Origin of the sequence: Rhizobium hidalgonense, from assembly GCF_002914525.1 — a bacterium.
In the GTDB taxonomy this organism is placed as follows: domain Bacteria; phylum Pseudomonadota; class Alphaproteobacteria; order Rhizobiales; family Rhizobiaceae; genus Rhizobium; species Rhizobium hidalgonense.
Map to the genome: position 1 here is coordinate 1 of NZ_LODW01000092.1, position 15,799 is coordinate 15,799.

Genomic DNA, 15,799 nt, shown 5'->3' on the forward strand with positions numbered 1-15,799 from the left:
TGTGATGCCGTTACGGCCGGCATCAACCACGTGTAGGGGTTTCCACACCCCAGGGCAGCGCGTACTGCCTCGCTGCGAAACCTAGTTGAAATCCGCGCGCGGCGCAACCGAATGCTTCACAAGATTCAATGGCTTCGCTCTTCCAACGCTGCGCGAAGAGCCTCGGCGCTTTTGAATACGCCAAGTGGCGCTGTGTGAGCCGCGGCCGAACGAATGGCGTCAGCCGCAGGCTAACGATCTGTTCTGGGTCCGTACGCAATGGCCGGAAGGGTCGTCGGAGCCTTTTTGCTGCGGGGTGATCTGGTTGAAGTCGGCGTATTTCACCTTAGACGCCACCTCCGCTTGTTAGGATGGATGGCGAAGTTTCCCATCAGCTGTCCAGGAAACTCGATCTCGGCGACCAGGGTCGGCTCGACCCAGACAATAGCGGCACTTCAGGAATAGGGCAGGGGCGGCTGCTTTCGCTTCCAGCGCAGCTTGTCCAGCATCTTCCGCAATCGGATGGCCTCGGCTTCCTTGAAGCCCGTTGATGCAGACCGACCGAACCTCGACGCTGTGTGCTCTCGCATCACACAATCTGTGCCGGCGCATAAAAACCCATCGGCTGTGGAATTGATGAGCGCGGCGCAGAAGGCGTCAGGGTAATGGCCTCGCCGCTCTGGGCGGCTGCTCGGCGGGACGATATCCGACAAGCGAGTGTGCCGGCTTCGCTGCTCGAATCGCCGAACGCCGTGCTTCTGCTACACCTCGCATCGGCTGGGAGGGGCGCTGACGCCGGTTGCTGACGACCGGTCATATCGCCGGGCTTCTTGTCTCCGGCGAAGGTGTAAAGCGGCTTACCTTCCCATTTCTCAATGGCTTCGTCGGAAATCCGCGGGTTATGGGCATCGATGATTGGAGCTGGCGGCATTCCTCGCGGTACGGGACGATCATGGTCGATCTCCGCCCCACTTCTGCCCAAGGGGTCGCAACGATCTTGGCTTCCATATTTGAAGATACAACACTGTGCCCGCCCAGCGACATTTCCTTATCAGCTTCGTCACCACGCCGATTGTGGTGCCGAGGAAGATCGCATAACGGATCGAAGGGAACTGGCCCGGCAGGCGAGCAAAGAAAGACAAGGTTGACAGGCGCATTGCTTCTTCGATTGAGGGTTCGGCAGTTCATGCGTGACGACGGTGGTGCCGATCGATCTGGCCTTCGCCCGTGCGCGCTGGCAACGCCGGCGCTCTGGATGCGCTACATAGACCGCGTCGGGGTTGGCGGAAAATCTTTTAAGACTCCGGCGATGTACAACAAGGAAGCTCGCCGATAAGTTGCCCACGTGCAACTTTTGAATCAGTACGGTTTGACTTCGTTCAGGGCCAATGTAGCCTCACCCGTCTCATCCCCCATTCGACTGGCCACGAATTCTGCTCCTGGAAAGGTGAGGTGGACATTTGAGCGTGGCTATAGACGGGCAGTCCGGTAATCGTTATTTCGGATATACCACCCCATCACCAAATCATCCAATGAATTTTCAAGGCCTTTTATATTGAAAAAAGTGCAACGCAGTTTTGCCGTCGAGTACAAAAGCGGCAGACGAAAACTCGATACTAGGTCGAACTCGATCTGGGGCAACGTGGACCTAAAGTCCGTCGCTCGCGACCTAGACGAAGAGGCAATGCCGTTTCTGTCGGATAGCTCTCAGAGTGGCAAATCCGACAGCGAAATTTCTCTACCAAAACCAGATCAGGCTGAGTCGTTGTTGACACCGCCTCTTGAGCCGTCGACAACTGCATCAGATGCACAGGAGATAAGCATGGCCGACGAGACTGATACTGCAACCAGTGCCGATGTGCCGGCCGTTGTCGAAACGCCAATTACGCCGAAGAAACAGCGCAAACCCAGGGCCAAGAAAGCCGCGGCACTCGAAACCGCGTCAGCTGACACTACGGCAGAGCCAGCAGCTGCTCTGGCCGGCGCCGGTGGTGTGAAGAGGAGAGGGCGCAAGACAAAGGTGATCGAAGCTGCGGCGAGCGCCAAACGCGCACCTGTGCGCCGTGCTCCGAAGGCGGTGCAGACAGCCTCGGCCGCGCCGACGACAGCGATCGATGAAATGGCGGACCTCCTGCAGTTAGAAGAGGAAAATCAGCGGCTGCGCAAGCTTCTGGCTGAAAAACTTCGCGCTGAAAATGCCGATCTGCGCAAACGGCTCAAACTCGATTGATAAAAGCAGCTGGTCAATCGCCGGCCGCATTTCCATGCTTATCAAGAGATAAAATTTGGCGACGGTGAGCTGTTGCCGGAATGAAGACTTACTGCCTGCTTGCGGGATAAAACGCGAGGTCGGATAGATGGCGTCTCCCTGGAAATTTCTTGCCCGACTGGTCTCACCGGGACGCGAACAAAAGCGAAAAAACGGCTCGACCGAGAAGGTTTCGCCGGAGGCGTTGCCTAGTTCTGGTCCGACTGAAACGCCTGCCGAGGACAGCCTGAATAGCGATGGTCGGCCGGCAGGCGCGGAGCTACCTCGTCACGGTCAACCCGGTGCAGTTTCCCTCAAGCCTGTGCATTCCGAAGAAGCCGAAAGCGATGTCCACGACAAGGTCGACGGCGAAGTTGCCGAAATCGTGGAGGTCGCTGATCCCGCTATATCCGGTGGTACGGGTATCAACGCCACCGCTGCACATGATGCCGCTTGGATCAAGCGAACTGCCGAGGTCGCACCGCGCGAGCAAAGGAGCCGCAGCAAGGAAGCGGTGGCGATTGCGAACGATCCCCAATTTATCCAAACTGCAAACGGGATGAGCCTCGATGACGAGATCAGGATGCTCAGGGATCAGCTGGCCAGAAAGCTAACGTTGCAAAACGCGCAGTTGAGAAAAATGCTGGAGCGGTTTGAACCATGAGCGTGACGCGCTGCCTGCCTTTTAAGCTTGTTGCAGGTGTCCTTTCAAGACGATAGAGGCGGCATCCTATCTTGCGACCTATCCTCACGACGGTTATACTGTTTTTGAAAAACAGTATAACCCTGGAGTCGAGCTATGAAGTCCATCGACCTCATGTATCAGACGATGCTCGCTGAGCTCGGTCAGCGCTCGCTCGACGCCGCTTGGACGGCCGATTTCCCTCCGGAGGGTCGGTTCACCCCGGCAAACATCAAGGGGCGCAAGTACTGGTATTTCGACATCCCGGATGGACATGGTGGTACGAAACGTCGTTACGTCGGTTCCGCTGATGATCCGGTTATCGCACAGCGCGTAGCTGATCATAAGCGGGACAAGGACGATCTACGCGCTCGCAGGCGCTTGGTAAATACCCTGACCCGCGAAGGCGGGATGATCGCCCCTGACGCCATGTCGGGCGATATCGTCGAGGCTCTTGCCGATGGCGGTCTCTTTCGGCTCCGGGGTATTCTCATAGGCACGGTGGCCTTTCAGTGCTATTCAGGACTGCTCGGTGTCCGTCTTCCCATGGCTGCGATCCTGACCGGCGATGCTGACATCGCCCAGGACTATGCCATCAGTCGGGAGGTCGAAGATAGTCTGCCTTCGATCCTTGAGTTGCTGCAGGGCGTCGACGCCAGCTTTCGTCCAGTTCCACATCGATCGGGAGCCGCGGTCTCGTCAGCGTTTCAGAATGCCGACGGCTACAGGGTTGAGTTCCTGACGTCGAACCGTGGTTCGGATGACTACATCGATCAGCCGGCGAAGATGCCCGCTCTTGGTGGCGCCAGCGCGGATCCACTGCGCTTTCTCGACTTCCTCATAAGGGAACCCGTCAGGACAATGCTGCTCCACCGAAGCGGTGTTCCGGTCGTCGTCCCTGATCCGTCCCGGTATGCCGTCCACAAGCTAATAGTCGCCAGCCGCCGAAACACGGACGGGCAGGGGCCGGCGAAGCGTGAGAAGGACATCCGACAAGCTGCGCTGCTCTTCGAAGCGCTGCAGCAGACAAGGCGATCTACTGACTTGGCGCTCGTCTACAACGAAGCATGGAGGCGCGGGCCTACATGGCGAGAAGGTATTCGAACCGGGGCGGGAATGCTGCCAGCACAAGATGCCGAGCGGCTCAACACGGTCCTGACCGAGGGCGGAAAAAGAAACGGCGAAGAAATTGAACTTCCGTTTGGAGAATAGGCCGTCTTTCAAGGCTAAGCAGTTGATTTGATTCGAAGTCGTGAAGACAATGAAGATGAATATGGTCCTGCGGGGTCCTGTGCCGAATATCTGCATCGCACGGTCTCAGATCTGGCCCCGGCCAGCGCCGGGCAGGCGAAGCGCTGATCTACATAGCAAGGGGGTCAATCGAGAAGATCGCGGTCGGCGACGTGCTCCTGATACGCAAGGGCGACGTCGTACCGGCCGACGGGGCTCTCGTCAGCGAAGTCGCGACGATCGACCAGGCGGTCCTGACCGGAGAGCCCTTAAGGGTGCGCATCGCGAGGGATGGCAACATTTCAAGTGGCGCTACGAACGAGGGGGACGTGATCGAAATCCGCGTTCTAAGTCGCGCCGAGACAGCACCTATGCCGGAATACCGGAATAGTGAGGCTCGTGGAAGCATCGAGGCGCTCCAAGGCGAAGCTGATGCGACTGGCCGACCGGTTCTCGGTGTGGTTCTTGTTCGCCACGGTAGCGATTGCAGGCGTCTCGGCGTTCATGTCCGGAGACCTGTCAAGGATCGTGGCCGTGCTGGTCGTCGCCACGCCCTGTCCGTTGATCCTGGCCGTACCCGTCGCACTTGCGAAGGAGGGCGTTCTGGTGAAGGGTGCGGGACCTCTCGAGGCACTCGTCCAGGCCACCGTGGCGGTGTTCGACAAGACGGGGACGCTCACCGCGGGACAGCCCGAAGTCGGCCACATCGAGGGATCGGAGCATCCTAACAGGATCCTGCGGCTGGCCGCCTCGCTGGACCAGGCGTCGGGCCATGTGGTCGGACGCGCGCTGGTGGACGAGGCGCATAGACGTGGGTTGGTAGTGAGCCGCCCATCGGAGGTGACCGAGACCGCGGGATCCGGAATCGTCGATGGCGTGCGCGTCGGCGTCGGAGGAGACGCCTATTTCGCAGAGGCGCCGCCGTCCGGGCCTAACGGGTCAGGCAGCGCAATGCGTGTCAAGGTAGTGTTTGACGGCACGCCGGCTGGCACGATCACGCTCGAAGACCGGCTTCAATACCTTCCGCCAGTCGGCGGGGCATTGCTTCAGGAGGCCATCGACGTCGCGGTCATTCTAACGCCCTTCGCGCCCTCTAATGGGCGAGAAGCACTAGTAGCTCGGCCTTGACGAGAAGTTCTCGAGTGACGCCGCCGAGGATGAACTCACGAAGCCGCGAATGGCCAAATCCGCCCGCGACCAGAAGGTCCGCCTTTCGTTCCAGCGCGGCCGATTGGATGGCGCCTGTCGCGGTCTCGCCGCCTGCCTGGATCGATACGTCATCCACGTCGAGTCCCGAATGCTTCAACGAAGAGATCAGGAGGGCGCGGTTCGCCTCGTCGATCTCCTTGTCGTCGGTGATCGAGATGACCTGCACCTTGATCGCGCGTTCGATGAAGACCCGTGCGCTGGAAAGGGCGCGCGCTGCGGTGGCGCTGCCGTCCCAGGCGACGGCGATCGTGTCCACACGAGAGTAGACGCTGGTGGCTGGAAATAGCACGAGCGGACGGCCGCTTCCGAATAGCAGCGTTTCGGAGAGTTGCCGGGAGAGCTCCGAGGCTTCGACGATGGAAAGGTCGTAGCACTTGGCAATTTCAGAAAAGCGTTCATAGACGAACGGTTCCCTGACCTCGAATCCGTGGATTCGCACCTCGAAGCCAGTTTCCGAAATAGCGTCGGCGATGTGTCCCCGCAGCGAAGTCCCGCTGTCCCGGCTATACCGTTCTGCTTGTCCCCGCCATGTCTCGACATCGATAACGGTGGGAAAGGGCGGATGGACCTGGGGGATCCGGACTTGTGGAATACTGGCGACGAGATGGGCGTCATTTTGCCTAGCGAGGCCGATAGCATTGTCGATTATGGCGAAGGAACTCGCGTCGGGATAGGTCGACAACGGGAGATGGAACTGCGGCTTCATGCTTGCCTCCTGAGGTTAAACTTCCGTCATGATGCATGCCGCTGAGAGAGTTCGCATTGCGCTTGGTCAAGGCCGCGGCGCAATGAAGCTCCTATAATCGCGCCTTCATCGAAGCTGGAGGATACGGCCATGACGATCAATCTGACGGAGATCAACCCCGGTGAGTGCTACCGCATCCTGGAGAACGAGCGTTTCGGTCATCTGGCATGCTGCAAGGATGGGCAGCTCTACGTGGCGGCGATCTATTTCGCCTTTTCCAACGGCGTCGCCTATAGCTTCACCATGCCCGGCAAAAAGCTCGACTGGATGCGGGGAACGACAAGGTCTGCCTACACATCGAGCAGCGTTCGAGCGCCGGCGGGTGGACGAGCATCGTCGTCGAAGGCAGGTTCGAGGAATTTCCTGACAGCGAGGCGCGACAAAGCGAACGGCTCCACGCGTGGTCTTCTCCAAAAGTATTCGGACTGGTGGGAAATCGGCTCTATGAAGCCCCAGGAGTTCCCCATGCACCCGATGGCTCTCCTCATGTCTTCTACGGCATTGCCGTCACGGCCGTGTCGGGACGCAGTGCAGTCAGAACGGAATGACCGTCGATGCTCGAGCCGAACCCGCATCCCACAATCGGAGCACCACATGCCATATCTACGCGGCCTATATCCAAGCGCCACATCTAATTTCACCTCGCACCCGCGTTTCGCGCGGGCGCTCTGATTCAAGACGAGATCTTTGCCGGTCGGCCGCGGTCACTGCGGATTTGACGGCGTCCGCCGCCCGGCGAGGGCTTCGATGCTTTGAATTTCCGACTCGACTTGCCCGCAGTATCGACCACGGTGATGCGGTCGAGGTTCTTTCGGACTATGTCGAGGGCGAGCTGGAGGAGTATCCTAGAGAGGTGGCGCGACTGTGTGAGGCCGGGTCACGAACGTTGTCGCACGCCGCCGAAATGTGTCGCGACGTCGCCGCCGGTCAGGCCAACGAGGCTGAAGCGAAGACGGTCGTGTGAAGCCCGCGGCTCATCGGATGGTTCGCAAGACGAGCACGGTGCATGGTGCGCGCTGCACGACGTGGTCCACGACCGAGGCGAAGACGCGGTGGAGCACGTCGTCGCGGCGAGAGGCGATCACGGCGAGATCGGCGGCATCTCCTTTGCGATGGCGACGATGAGCTGCGACGGGTTGCCCGCTCGGACGTGTATAGAAGCAGGAGTCTCGGTCGACCGCGGGGCTTCCGAAAGCCTGGTCTCGGAGGCTCCCATCACCTCAACCGCCCAATCGTTCGGCGAGGCCGATGAGGGCAGGCCCTCCACCGCGTGAACGAGGTGGAGGCTTCCGTTGGGCGCGATCTGCGCGTGGGCCGTTTCGACGAGGTGGAGCATGCGTTGCCGGGATCCTCGGCCGATGGCGCCGTGGCGAACATGTCAGTATATGTCCTTGCCAGACAGGCTAACGAACTCGGTCGTCAGTCCGTCGTCATGCGCTTCCTTGAGAAGCCGATCGGCGCTCATGATGTCGAGACACATGGTGCCCGTGAAGGATTGCCGCAGGGCGCAGCAGAAGTGATCTCTCGCCCATGCCTGGCCTCGCGGCGTCGCCGCCGTCACTTCCCAGCGATCCTCGTCCCGACGTCCGAGAACAAGGTCTGCGGACGTTCGCTCGACGGGAGGAATGGTCGTGGCAGCGTTCGTTTCTGTCTTGCCGGTCTTTTCTTGTTCGCGCATGTCCGTCTCCTTTGGATGAGGTCGTGGCGCTGTGTCCAGGAGCCTATCTGTCCCCGGGCGTTTGTCTTTGACGAGCATCAATCCGGATGTTTGACCGGGATCAAGCCAAGGTGGGGAAGGTGGCGATACGACTGTGGCCTGCGGCGTCTGCCGGACGGACCTTCACGTCTGCGAAGGAGACCTCTCCCAGCCAAAGCTTCCTCTCGTTCCAGGGCATGAGATTGTCGGAACCGTGATCGCAACGGGCGAGGGCCTTCCTCGTCGCCTTGTCGGTCAAAAAGTCGGGGTACCTTGGCTGGGCCATACCTGCGGGCACTGCGCATATTGCCGAGAGGGTCGCGAGAACCTGTGCAACGATCCTGGCTTCACGGGTACACAATCGACGGCGGCTTTGCGGCCCATGCGGCGGCCGAGGCGGGCTACGCGTTCGAACTGCCTGAAGATGCGGACCCGGTGGCGACCGCGCCTCTTCTCTGCGCGGGCCTCATCGGGTGGCAATCCCTGAAGATGGCGGGCGAGGGGAGGACGATCGGCATCTATGGGTTCGGCGCGGCCGCCCACATCCTCGTGCAGGTGTGCAAGCATCGAGGCCAGAGCGTCTATGCGTTTGTGCTTCCCGGTGACGAGGCCGGACGGAAGTTCACGCTTGATCTTGGCGCCGTCTGGGCCGGGTTTTCCGGTGAAAAGCCGCCGGTGCCGCTCGACGCCGCCATCATCTTCGCGCCGGCCGGCGAGCTCGTGCCAATGGCGCTCGACGTGGTGCGGAAGGGCGGAACGGTGGTCTGCGGCGGCATCGACATGTCAGACATTCCGAGCATGCCCTATCGTCTGCTCTGGGGCGAGCGGCGGGTCGTCTCGGTGGCGAACCTGACGCGGAGCGACGGGGCGGAATTCTTCTCGATCGGGAAGGCGGCAGGGGTCAGATGCTTCACCAGCGTCTACCCCCTCGAGCATGCGAACGAGGCTCTCGACGATCTGCGCGCAGGCCGTGTCTCTGGAGCCGCCGTGATCGTTCCGTAGCCGATGTTCCCCTTGACAAGGATCAATGCGCTTTGCTTGCGCTACACAAAAGCTTCTTCGTCAAGACGTCCGCCGACAACCGGCGGCGCTTCCGCAAGGAGATCAGAGATGTCGCGTTCGTTGCTCGCCTTGGCGGCGCTCTTCATCGCAGGTGAGAGCCTATTGTCGGCTCCAGCCGTTGCAGACAGCCTGTCGCTCGCGCCGATGCTCCAGCGTGTCGTGCCGAGCGTCGTCAGCATCTCGGTGCAGGGCAGGGAACTCGACGACGCGGATGCAACGCTTGCTGATCCCTTCTACAGAAAGTTCTTCGGACTACCTGACGACGCTGCGCCGGCAGAGCACAGCTTCCAATCGGCCGGATCGGGTGTCGTCATCGACGAGGTCCACGGCTACATCGTCACCAACCAGCATGTCATAGCAAGCGCCTCAAAAATCGAGGTGGCGCTCTCCGACGGCCGACGCTTCCAAGCGAAACTTGTCGGCGCCGATCCCGAGACGGATGTCGCTGTCGTTCAAATTCCACCTGATCATCTTGTTCAAGCCGAGTTTGGAAGCGCGTCCTCGCTTCACGTCGGCGACGTCGTCGTGGCGATCGGGAATCCCTTCGGCCTGGGCCAGACCGCGACGATGGGCATCGTAAGCGCGCTTGGGCGCCGTGCCGTGGGATCGGAGGGGTACGAAGGATTCATTCAGACGGACGCGTCGACCAATCCCGGCAATTCGGGCGGCGCGCTTGTAAGCGAGGACGGCGTCGTGGTCGGGATCAATAGCGCGATCATCGGCCCCGCCGGAGGAAGCATCGGCATCGGTTTTGCGGTCCCAGCCGAGACTGTCGGCATCGTGATGCGGCAGCTCATCCTGACCGGCAAGTTGGTACGCGGCGAGGTGGGAATTTTAACGCAGGACCTGACGCCCGGTCTCGCAAAGGCGTTCGGCATCGATGAAGGGGCGGGCGCGCTGGTCAGCGAAGTCCTTCCGGGTTCACCGGCGGCAAATGCAGGAATTCAGCCGGGCGACGTCATTCGGATGGTCGACGGAAGGACGGTGCGCGGCGCGTCCGACGTTCGAAGGCTTGTGGGATCGCTACCGTTGCAGTCCAAGCCGTCCTTCCAGATCGACCGCGCGAGCCGAAGGATAGAAGCATTTCCCGTGGTGTCCGACGCACCGGTTGCCGAACCGGCTGCTCCGCGTACCATTCATATCGGCCGCGGCCCTCTCGCCGACGCCGAGATGGCGAACTCTCCCGATGGTCCCGGCGCCCGCGTCGTCGTCGTCGCCGAGGGTTCGGTCGCGGCACAGGCCGGCCTGCAGCCGGACGACGTTATCGTCGCTCTCGACCAGCAGCCGGTGACGGACGTCGGGCAACTCCTCTCAATACTCGTGAAGGAGCATGCCCGTGCTCTCATCACCGTCGTGAGGAACGGCCACCGCCTCTTCGTGGCCGCTGACGTGCAGACCCAGTAGCAGCCCGCAGACCGTGTTCTGTCCGCTGAAATTCCAAGGTCGCTCTCGTGCTTGATGAAGATCAACGACGAAAATCTGCGGCGCTGTCACGATCGGCACGTCGCAAACCTGAAGGAGGTTGTCATGAACGACATTCAACTCAGACAGAACATTCTCGACGAAATGGAATTCGAGCCCAGTATCGACGCGGCTGATATCGGCGTCGCGGTCGAAAGCGGGATCGTCACACTGACTGGTCACGCGCGCACCTACGCGGAGAAAGACGCCGCAGAGCGCGTGGTTAGTCGCGTCAAGGGCGTGCGCGGAATAGCTGCCGATATCGAGGTCCGGATTTTCGGGCCGAAGGAAACAGACGACGACGACATCGCCCGGCGAGCTGTCAAAATGCTCGACTGGAACGTTTCCGTGCCAAAGGATTCGGTGCAGGTGCGGGTCCTCAAAGGGTGGATCACCTTGCGGGGAGAGGTCGAGTGGCAATATCAAAAGAACGCTGCCTACGACGCCGTGCGGCATCTCGCCGGCGTAGTAGGGGTGTCCAACCTAGTGGAGCTGAAGCCGCATATTACGGCGGTGGATGTCAAGAAACGCATCGAGGATGCTTTCCAACGCGACGCCGCTCTTGAGGCCGATGCAATCAGAATCGACGTCCAAGGCAGAAAGGTAATCCTCTCCGGCAAGGTGAAGACCTGGTCGGAACGGCAGGCGGCGGAGCGCGCTGCATGGTCCGCTCCAGGGATCAGCAACTCTCGACGACCGACTGACGGTCGGGTGATCGAATATCGGGATTGGCTAGACGTTACTGCTCTGCCCACACTCAGCAGCAAGGGCGCCGCTGAGCGCCCTTCGCATAGAGCCCAATTTCCTTGATCGACTTGCGCGCAGATCTCGTCTTCGGAATGAAATTCCGCACCACCCGTTGCAGAGCCTCCGTCGCGAGCACAAGGCGACCATTGTTGTTGTTGGAGAGCGACCTTGGGTGGCGACGTAGGCTGGGATCTTCCGCGAAGAAAGATATGAGTCCCCGCAACGGCAGCGCGATTGAGGTTCGGGTTTGATTTTTCTAAATTGAAATCCTGCTGTCGAGCAGAATCGCTATTAGGCCTCGCGGCGAGCAGCAGCCTGAGACGGGTCGACATCTCCGATGCAGTGTACGGCTTCTTCAGCCAGCCGGCGCCCGCTTCGATCTCCTTTTCCGCGGCATGGGGTTCAGAAAAGCCCGACGTCAGGAGAATTTTCACCCTCGGCCAGCGCTCCCGGACATTCCGGGCCAGTTCGTCGTCGTTCATTCCCGGCATGGCCACATCACTGAACAGGAGCGCTACGTCATGCCCCGCCTCCAGCTCCTTCAACGCGTCGATCCCGTTCGTAGCTTCGATCACGAAGTAGGCAAGCGTCTGCAGGCGGCTGACCGTCACTCGGCGAACTCTCGCGTCGTCCTCGACCACCGGGATAGTTTCCGTGCCCCGAGGCGGGGCTTCCTCAGCCCGCTGCTCGTTCGGATGAGAATCCTTTCCGGCGTCGGCGCGTGGAAGAAAGAGGCGCACCGTCGTCCCTTCGCCAAGTTCGCTGTAGAGCTGCAGGTGCCCTGCGGATTGCTTTGCGAAACCGTAGACCATGCTCAGCCCAAGCCCCGTTCCCGAGCCCGTCGGTTTCGCGGTGAAGAACGGTCGAAAGCCCTCTCCATCACATCGGACGTCATTCCGGTGCCGGTGTCGGTCACGGAAATGAGGACGTAGCTGCCGGGGCGGATCGCCGGGGTACATCCCGACATAGTCGAAGTCGATCTTGCAACAGAGCCCTTGCAGGCGGGCACCTCAAAGCAGACAGGAGCTGCGATGGAGGACAAGGCTTCGCAGGTTCTATCGAGCACGAAATACAGCACTGCTATCAAGCAGTTGGCAGGATCCGTGCTCTCACAATCCAACAAAAAGCGCTGATGAACGAACAAAAACTTTCGAACCAGTTTCTGTTGTTTTTCCCGGGCTTCTCGTCAACCAGTCTTATTCCGTTTCCTGCCACCTTAACTCATCATCTTCCGGAAAAGCGGCAGTTGGTTGCGAACATCCAGTGCCTCGGTCGGTGGACTCCGCTGAAGCGCCTATTTGAAGTCACTCTGCCCCAGATACGCTTCAATGCAGCTAGGAATGGGAAGCGATGAGCAAAGTGCGTAGGAGATCAAAGTTTCCCACTCCTTGTGGCCTGCCGAGGTCGGCGATCGATGACAGGCGTAATCGAGAGACACTGGCCTCCGAGACATCAATGCCGCTTGGGGGAGACGTATCTGACAACGTTGGTTGTAAATCCGCTTTTGTTTGCCGATGCACATTCAGTGCCATGGCTGGATCGCATGGTTCAGATACACGCAGATAGACATCGCGACCGATCGCGCGCGTGCCCGGCCTCGCCGAAAAGGTGCCAGATGTGACGGCAGCCTTGCATGCAAAGCTCGACGAGCACCGGGCGTTCGTGCGGGAGCGTGGAGAAGACTTGCCGGAAATCCAGAATTGGCGCTGGGCACGCTCCTCCTAGTGCGACAGAGGACCGGATTGGGTAGCGACTACCACCAGCCATACTGCCGCAGCTACGCCGGCACGCAGGAGAAAGGATTCGAGTGCGAGGTGGCAACCTCGCCTTCGACTTGGGGTGTCCCACGGCAATCGCAGCCTTTGCAGCGTCAGCTACCTGTTTCGAGTCCTGTTCGTTCTGCAAACGATGCGATCTTAAAACGTCCTGGAGAATGATCGCCGGGTCATGCTGCAGCCGTCAACGAGAGGCAGCTAAGGGTGAAGCCCGGTCCCATCGCCGTCAGGACAGTTCTCCTGGGTAGTCCTTGCGCAAGAAGCTTCTCGAGTACGAACAGCGCGGTTGGCGAGGACATGTTCCCATAGTCCGAGAGAACCTCACGTTCCTGGTCGAGGGTTCCCTGGCTTAGTTTAAGCGCCGATTCCAAGGCGGTGATAACCTTTGATCCACCGGGGTGGCACGCAAACCGGTCAACGTCGGCAGGAGCAAGATCTGATCGGGCGAGTATGGACGTTACGCCCTTCAGCACATGAGTTTCGGCGAACGGTGGTATCGCACGATCGAAGATCACGCCCAGACCCTCCGGATCGACGCTCCATCCCATGATGTCTAGCGTGTCGGGCCACGTATGCTGGCCTGCAAGTTCGACCTCGGCCAGACCGGTCTCACTAGCACGCACCACGCAGGCGGCGGCCCCGTCGCCGAAGAGGGCGGTCGCCACGATGTTCGCCTTCGTAAGCTTGTCCATGCGAAATGCCAACGTGCAGGTCTCGACGGCGACCACCAGCACGACTGAGCCTGGCCGGGATGCCGCCAGCCGTGACCCGATTGAAAGCCCAGAGACTCCGCCGGCACAGCCGAGGCCAAACACGGGAACCCGTTCGACATCGTCCCGGAAGCCCAGTTCTCGGCTTACCCTCGCTTCCAGACTAGGTGTCGCAATACCAGTCGAGGAGACGGTTACGATCGTGTCGACATCGCCTGCTGCAATGCCCGCCGACACGAGAGCCTTGCTGGCGGCGGCGACGAACATTGCACCCGCGCCCTCGATATGAGCGAGGTTTCGTTCGGGCCATCCCGACGTCTCGAGATACCACTCGATCGGCCGGACGGCATAGCGGCGCCGAATTCCCGAGGTTTCGAACACCCTTGCCAGCTTTTCGAAATCGCCAAATCGCGATGAGAACGCGGTGTGCGAGGCTCGCGCCGCGTCACGCTGGTCGATGACATGTGGCGGAACGGCGGTGCCGACGGATACCAGCTTGACGGGTTGCTGCATAAGACTCCTTGCGACGGCGCGGGAAGAATTTGGTACGCCGCGCGAGGACGAGACCGAACCGTAACGCCTCGATCCTCAATAAGTTGCAATGCGGGCGAGCCTGACGCCGCACTTCGTCGGAAGGCTTCAGAGACGACGACGCGTGAAGAATGCCTCCCGCGGCTTCGTGTCTGCCTTGATCCACGTCAATGCGCTCAACAAGTTGGCTCCGTAATTGTCCGATCGAAAAGGAGACAGCGCGATGCTTGCTAGAGACATCATGACGACCCCGTGACGACGCTCGACGAGGGACACAACGTCAGGGAAGCCGTCGAGATCGTCAACGCCAGCAAGATCGGCGCGGTGCCCGTCATCGATGGCGAAGGGCGGCTCACCGGCATCGTCACCGGGGAGACCTGCTGCGCCGGGTGGCGTCATCCTGGGCGAGACGGGCGGTACCGCATACGCGCGACCGCGAAGATGCACTGGCGGACTATGTGAAGGCCCGAAGCTGGCGCGTCAAGGACGTGATGTCGACGCCCGTCGTCAGCGCCGCCCCGAGCGCAACCGCGAGCCAGCTCGCAGAACTCCTGCAGGCCCACGACATCAAACACCGAACGGCAGACTCGCCGGCATAATCAGCCGTCACGACTTGATGCGAGCGCTTCTCGATGTTCGACGGCAGTGTACTGCTTCCGGCGACGAGGCCCTAGGGACGGCCGTTCGTGGCCGCCTGGAAACCGAGTTCGAAATAAGGTTCCCCATCGTCAATGCGACCGTCTCCGACGGGGCAGTGACCCTGAGGGGAGAGGTCGAGACGGAGCTGGAATGCTCGGCGGCCAGGGTGGCGGCGGAAAGCATCCGCGGCGTCGGCGGCGTGGTAAACAACATCACCCTGGCTACCGCATGGTGAGCTCTCTCAAACTATGAAATCGTCCCTGGAGTTTCCGTCATGTTTGTCAGGGTCATCGCAGACGCCGTCGCGTCGAGGTTTCTCCTCGTCATCCTGATCCTCATGGTGGGGACGGTCGTGAGCGTCCTACTGGTGAGGCCATCCGACGACTCCCGAACCGGGCGCGTCGAGCGCTCTCTCTGACCCGTGAGTGCGCGATGAACATCTGGCCCTCCAGGATTTAATTGTCCGGCCGCGTCCCGCAAATGGCGCGACGGATTCGATGCTCTCCGAACTATTCGGCTTCATCTGGCTGATGGGAAGGCGTCATCAGGCGTTGGTCGCAGGGCTGTCCCTGGCTCTTTTCGTTATCGGCGCGGCGCCTCTCGAACTCCAGCGCCGGATCGTCAATGAGGCGACCGAGCAAGCGTCATACCGGTCTCTTCTCTTTCTCGTCTCCCTCTATCTCGCGGTCGCAGTGTTGAAGGGCGCGATAAATTCACCTCCAACCTCTAAAGAAGCTGGGTGGGCGAAAAAAGCACGCTTTGGCTCGGGGCGCGCGTTCTGCATCGGGCCGAGACGCCGCCATCGGAATCCACGCTCGAGGGGGTTGAGCTGTCGATCGTCTTTGCGGAAGCGGAACCGGTGGGCAGTTTCGTTGGGACCAGCATCTCCGAGCCGCTACTCCAGATCGGCATCCTTGTCACCGTGGGCGGTTATCTGATCTATCTCCAGCCGCTGATGAGGATGGCCGTCGCAGCCACCTTCGCCCCGCAGATTGCGTTCGTCCCGATGTTAGGCTGCTCACCTGGCTTTTGGAGATGCCGCTCATACCCATGGCCTTGACCAAGTCGTCGACAGAACGAGTCGA

Annotated in this window: 14 protein-coding genes and 6 pseudogenes; 12 read left to right on the forward strand and 8 right to left on the reverse strand. The window is 60.5% G+C overall.

All coding sequences use genetic code 11. The features are described from left to right. Positions 1 to 345 precede the first annotated feature (345 nt). Together ATY29_RS37930 and ATY29_RS38565 are read right to left on the reverse strand one after the other, a co-directional pair. A pseudogene (locus ATY29_RS37930) lies at positions 346 to 536 on the reverse strand (ATP dependent DNA ligase); the annotation flags it as partial. 32 nt (positions 537 to 568) lie between these two features. Further along, positions 569 to 895 carry a hypothetical protein gene (locus ATY29_RS38565; RefSeq protein ID WP_425299348.1) on the reverse strand — a complete coding sequence of 109 codons (327 nt, stop codon included), beginning with the start codon at positions 893 to 895 and terminating at the stop codon, positions 569 to 571. Positions 896 to 1,534: 639 nt separating this feature from the next. Between ATY29_RS38565 and ATY29_RS27725 the strand changes: the two genes are divergently transcribed. The 4 genes and pseudogenes from ATY29_RS27725 to ATY29_RS37940 all read left to right on the forward strand — a co-directional run. After that, complete coding sequence (locus ATY29_RS27725; RefSeq protein WP_012489415.1) at positions 1,535 to 2,209, forward strand: transcriptional regulator; 675 nt, start codon at positions 1,535 to 1,537, stop codon at positions 2,207 to 2,209. Positions 2,210 to 2,336: 127 nt separating this feature from the next. Continuing rightward, on the forward strand, positions 2,337 to 2,891 hold the full coding sequence (locus ATY29_RS27730; protein ID WP_040111699.1) for a hypothetical protein: 555 nt from the start codon (positions 2,337 to 2,339) through the stop codon (positions 2,889 to 2,891). Between the two features lie 135 nt (positions 2,892 to 3,026). Next, positions 3,027 to 4,121: a nucleotidyltransferase family protein gene (locus ATY29_RS27735; RefSeq protein WP_011053293.1), complete on the forward strand. Its 1,095-nt coding sequence runs from the start codon at positions 3,027 to 3,029 to the stop codon at positions 4,119 to 4,121. Positions 4,122 to 4,288: 167 nt separating this feature from the next. Beyond that, positions 4,289 to 5,156, forward strand: a pseudogene (locus ATY29_RS37940) (HAD-IC family P-type ATPase); the annotation flags it as partial. Positions 5,157 to 5,232: 76 nt separating this feature from the next. Here ATY29_RS37940 and ATY29_RS27745 read toward each other — a convergent pair. Continuing rightward, complete coding sequence (locus ATY29_RS27745; RefSeq protein WP_008534144.1) at positions 5,233 to 6,054, reverse strand: universal stress protein; 822 nt, start codon at positions 6,052 to 6,054, stop codon at positions 5,233 to 5,235. 129 nt (positions 6,055 to 6,183) lie between these two features. Between ATY29_RS27745 and ATY29_RS27750 the strand changes: the two are divergent. Next, positions 6,184 to 6,641, forward strand: a pseudogene (locus ATY29_RS27750) (pyridoxamine 5'-phosphate oxidase family protein). A gap of 426 nt (positions 6,642 to 7,067) precedes the next feature. Here ATY29_RS27750 and ATY29_RS37945 read toward each other — a convergent pair. From ATY29_RS37945 to ATY29_RS27770, 3 genes are read right to left on the reverse strand one after another with little or no spacing between them, the layout of a single operon-like run. Beyond that, positions 7,068 to 7,178: a hypothetical protein gene (locus ATY29_RS37945; protein ID WP_244597462.1), complete on the reverse strand. Its 111-nt coding sequence runs from the start codon at positions 7,176 to 7,178 to the stop codon at positions 7,068 to 7,070. After that, on the reverse strand, positions 7,175 to 7,429 hold the full coding sequence (locus ATY29_RS27765; RefSeq protein ID WP_225880286.1) for a putative universal stress family protein: 255 nt from the start codon (positions 7,427 to 7,429) through the stop codon (positions 7,175 to 7,177). Before ATY29_RS27765 ends, ATY29_RS37945 begins: the two co-directional genes overlap by 4 nt. Positions 7,430 to 7,471: 42 nt before the next feature. After that, a complete protein-coding gene (locus ATY29_RS27770; RefSeq protein ID WP_029875516.1) occupies positions 7,472 to 7,771 on the reverse strand; it encodes a hypothetical protein in 300 nt (99 codons plus the stop codon). Positions 7,772 to 7,907: 136 nt separating this feature from the next. On the opposite strand from ATY29_RS27770, the pseudogene ATY29_RS27775 reads away from it, so the two are divergent. From ATY29_RS27775 to ATY29_RS27785, 3 genes and pseudogenes are all read left to right on the forward strand, one after another. Then, a pseudogene (locus ATY29_RS27775) lies at positions 7,908 to 8,791 on the forward strand (zinc-binding alcohol dehydrogenase family protein); the annotation flags it as partial. A 108-nt stretch (positions 8,792 to 8,899) separates the two neighbouring features. Then, complete coding sequence (locus ATY29_RS27780; protein WP_011053299.1) at positions 8,900 to 10,255, forward strand: trypsin-like peptidase domain-containing protein; 1,356 nt, start codon at positions 8,900 to 8,902, stop codon at positions 10,253 to 10,255. Between the two features lie 123 nt (positions 10,256 to 10,378). Next, positions 10,379 to 11,027 (forward strand): annotated as a pseudogene (locus ATY29_RS27785) (BON domain-containing protein). A gap of 409 nt (positions 11,028 to 11,436) precedes the next feature. Here the strand turns inward: ATY29_RS27785 and ATY29_RS38375 are convergent. Next, positions 11,437 to 12,018: pseudogene (locus ATY29_RS38375) on the reverse strand (response regulator); the annotation flags it as partial. Between the two features lie 628 nt (positions 12,019 to 12,646). On the opposite strand from ATY29_RS38375, the gene ATY29_RS37070 reads away from it, so the two are divergent. Beyond that, the gene (locus ATY29_RS37070) at positions 12,647 to 12,784 is read left to right on the forward strand and encodes a hypothetical protein (RefSeq protein ID WP_257784652.1); all 138 of its coding nucleotides are present in this window, start codon (positions 12,647 to 12,649) and stop codon (positions 12,782 to 12,784) included. A gap of 220 nt (positions 12,785 to 13,004) precedes the next feature. Here ATY29_RS37070 and ATY29_RS27800 read toward each other — a convergent pair whose 3' ends face one another. Beyond that, positions 13,005 to 14,057: a type III polyketide synthase gene (locus tag ATY29_RS27800; protein WP_008534153.1), complete on the reverse strand. Its 1,053-nt coding sequence runs from the start codon at positions 14,055 to 14,057 to the stop codon at positions 13,005 to 13,007. Positions 14,058 to 14,327: 270 nt separating this feature from the next. Here ATY29_RS27800 and ATY29_RS27805 point away from each other — a divergent pair, with 270 nt between their 5' ends. The 3 genes from ATY29_RS27805 (at position 14,328) to ATY29_RS37075 (ending at position 15,132) form a co-directional block, all read left to right on the forward strand. Then, on the forward strand, positions 14,328 to 14,537 hold the full coding sequence (locus ATY29_RS27805) for a CBS domain-containing protein (RefSeq protein ID WP_008534154.1): 210 nt from the start codon (positions 14,328 to 14,330) through the stop codon (positions 14,535 to 14,537). A gap of 154 nt (positions 14,538 to 14,691) precedes the next feature. Beyond that, the gene (locus tag ATY29_RS27810; protein ID WP_029875514.1) at positions 14,692 to 14,949 is read left to right on the forward strand and encodes a BON domain-containing protein; all 258 of its coding nucleotides are present in this window, start codon (positions 14,692 to 14,694) and stop codon (positions 14,947 to 14,949) included. A gap of 39 nt (positions 14,950 to 14,988) precedes the next feature. Further along, positions 14,989 to 15,132 carry a hypothetical protein gene (locus ATY29_RS37075; RefSeq protein ID WP_164517822.1) on the forward strand — a complete coding sequence of 48 codons (144 nt, stop codon included), beginning with the start codon at positions 14,989 to 14,991 and terminating at the stop codon, positions 15,130 to 15,132. Positions 15,133 to 15,799 lie beyond the last annotated feature (667 nt).

Coding starts and splice junctions, on each gene's coding strand:
- ATY29_RS27780 (WP_011053299.1), top strand. CDS start 8,900: ATGTCGCGTTCGTTGCTCGCCTTGGCGGCGCTCTTCATCGCAGGTGAG.
- ATY29_RS27730 (WP_040111699.1), top strand. CDS start 2,337: ATGGCGTCTCCCTGGAAATTTCTTGCCCGACTGGTCTCACCGGGACGC.
- ATY29_RS27765 (WP_225880286.1), bottom strand. CDS start 7,429: ATGCTCCACCTCGTCGAAACGGCCCACGCGCAGATCGCGCCCAACGGA.
- ATY29_RS37075 (WP_164517822.1), top strand. CDS start 14,989: ATGTTTGTCAGGGTCATCGCAGACGCCGTCGCGTCGAGGTTTCTCCTC.
- ATY29_RS27800 (WP_008534153.1), bottom strand. CDS start 14,057: ATGCAGCAACCCGTCAAGCTGGTATCCGTCGGCACCGCCGTTCCGCCA.
- ATY29_RS27810 (WP_029875514.1), top strand. CDS start 14,692: ATGCGAGCGCTTCTCGATGTTCGACGGCAGTGTACTGCTTCCGGCGAC.
- ATY29_RS27770 (WP_029875516.1), bottom strand. CDS start 7,771: ATGCGCGAACAAGAAAAGACCGGCAAGACAGAAACGAACGCTGCCACG.
- ATY29_RS27735 (WP_011053293.1), top strand. CDS start 3,027: ATGAAGTCCATCGACCTCATGTATCAGACGATGCTCGCTGAGCTCGGT.
- ATY29_RS27745 (WP_008534144.1), bottom strand. CDS start 6,054: ATGAAGCCGCAGTTCCATCTCCCGTTGTCGACCTATCCCGACGCGAGT.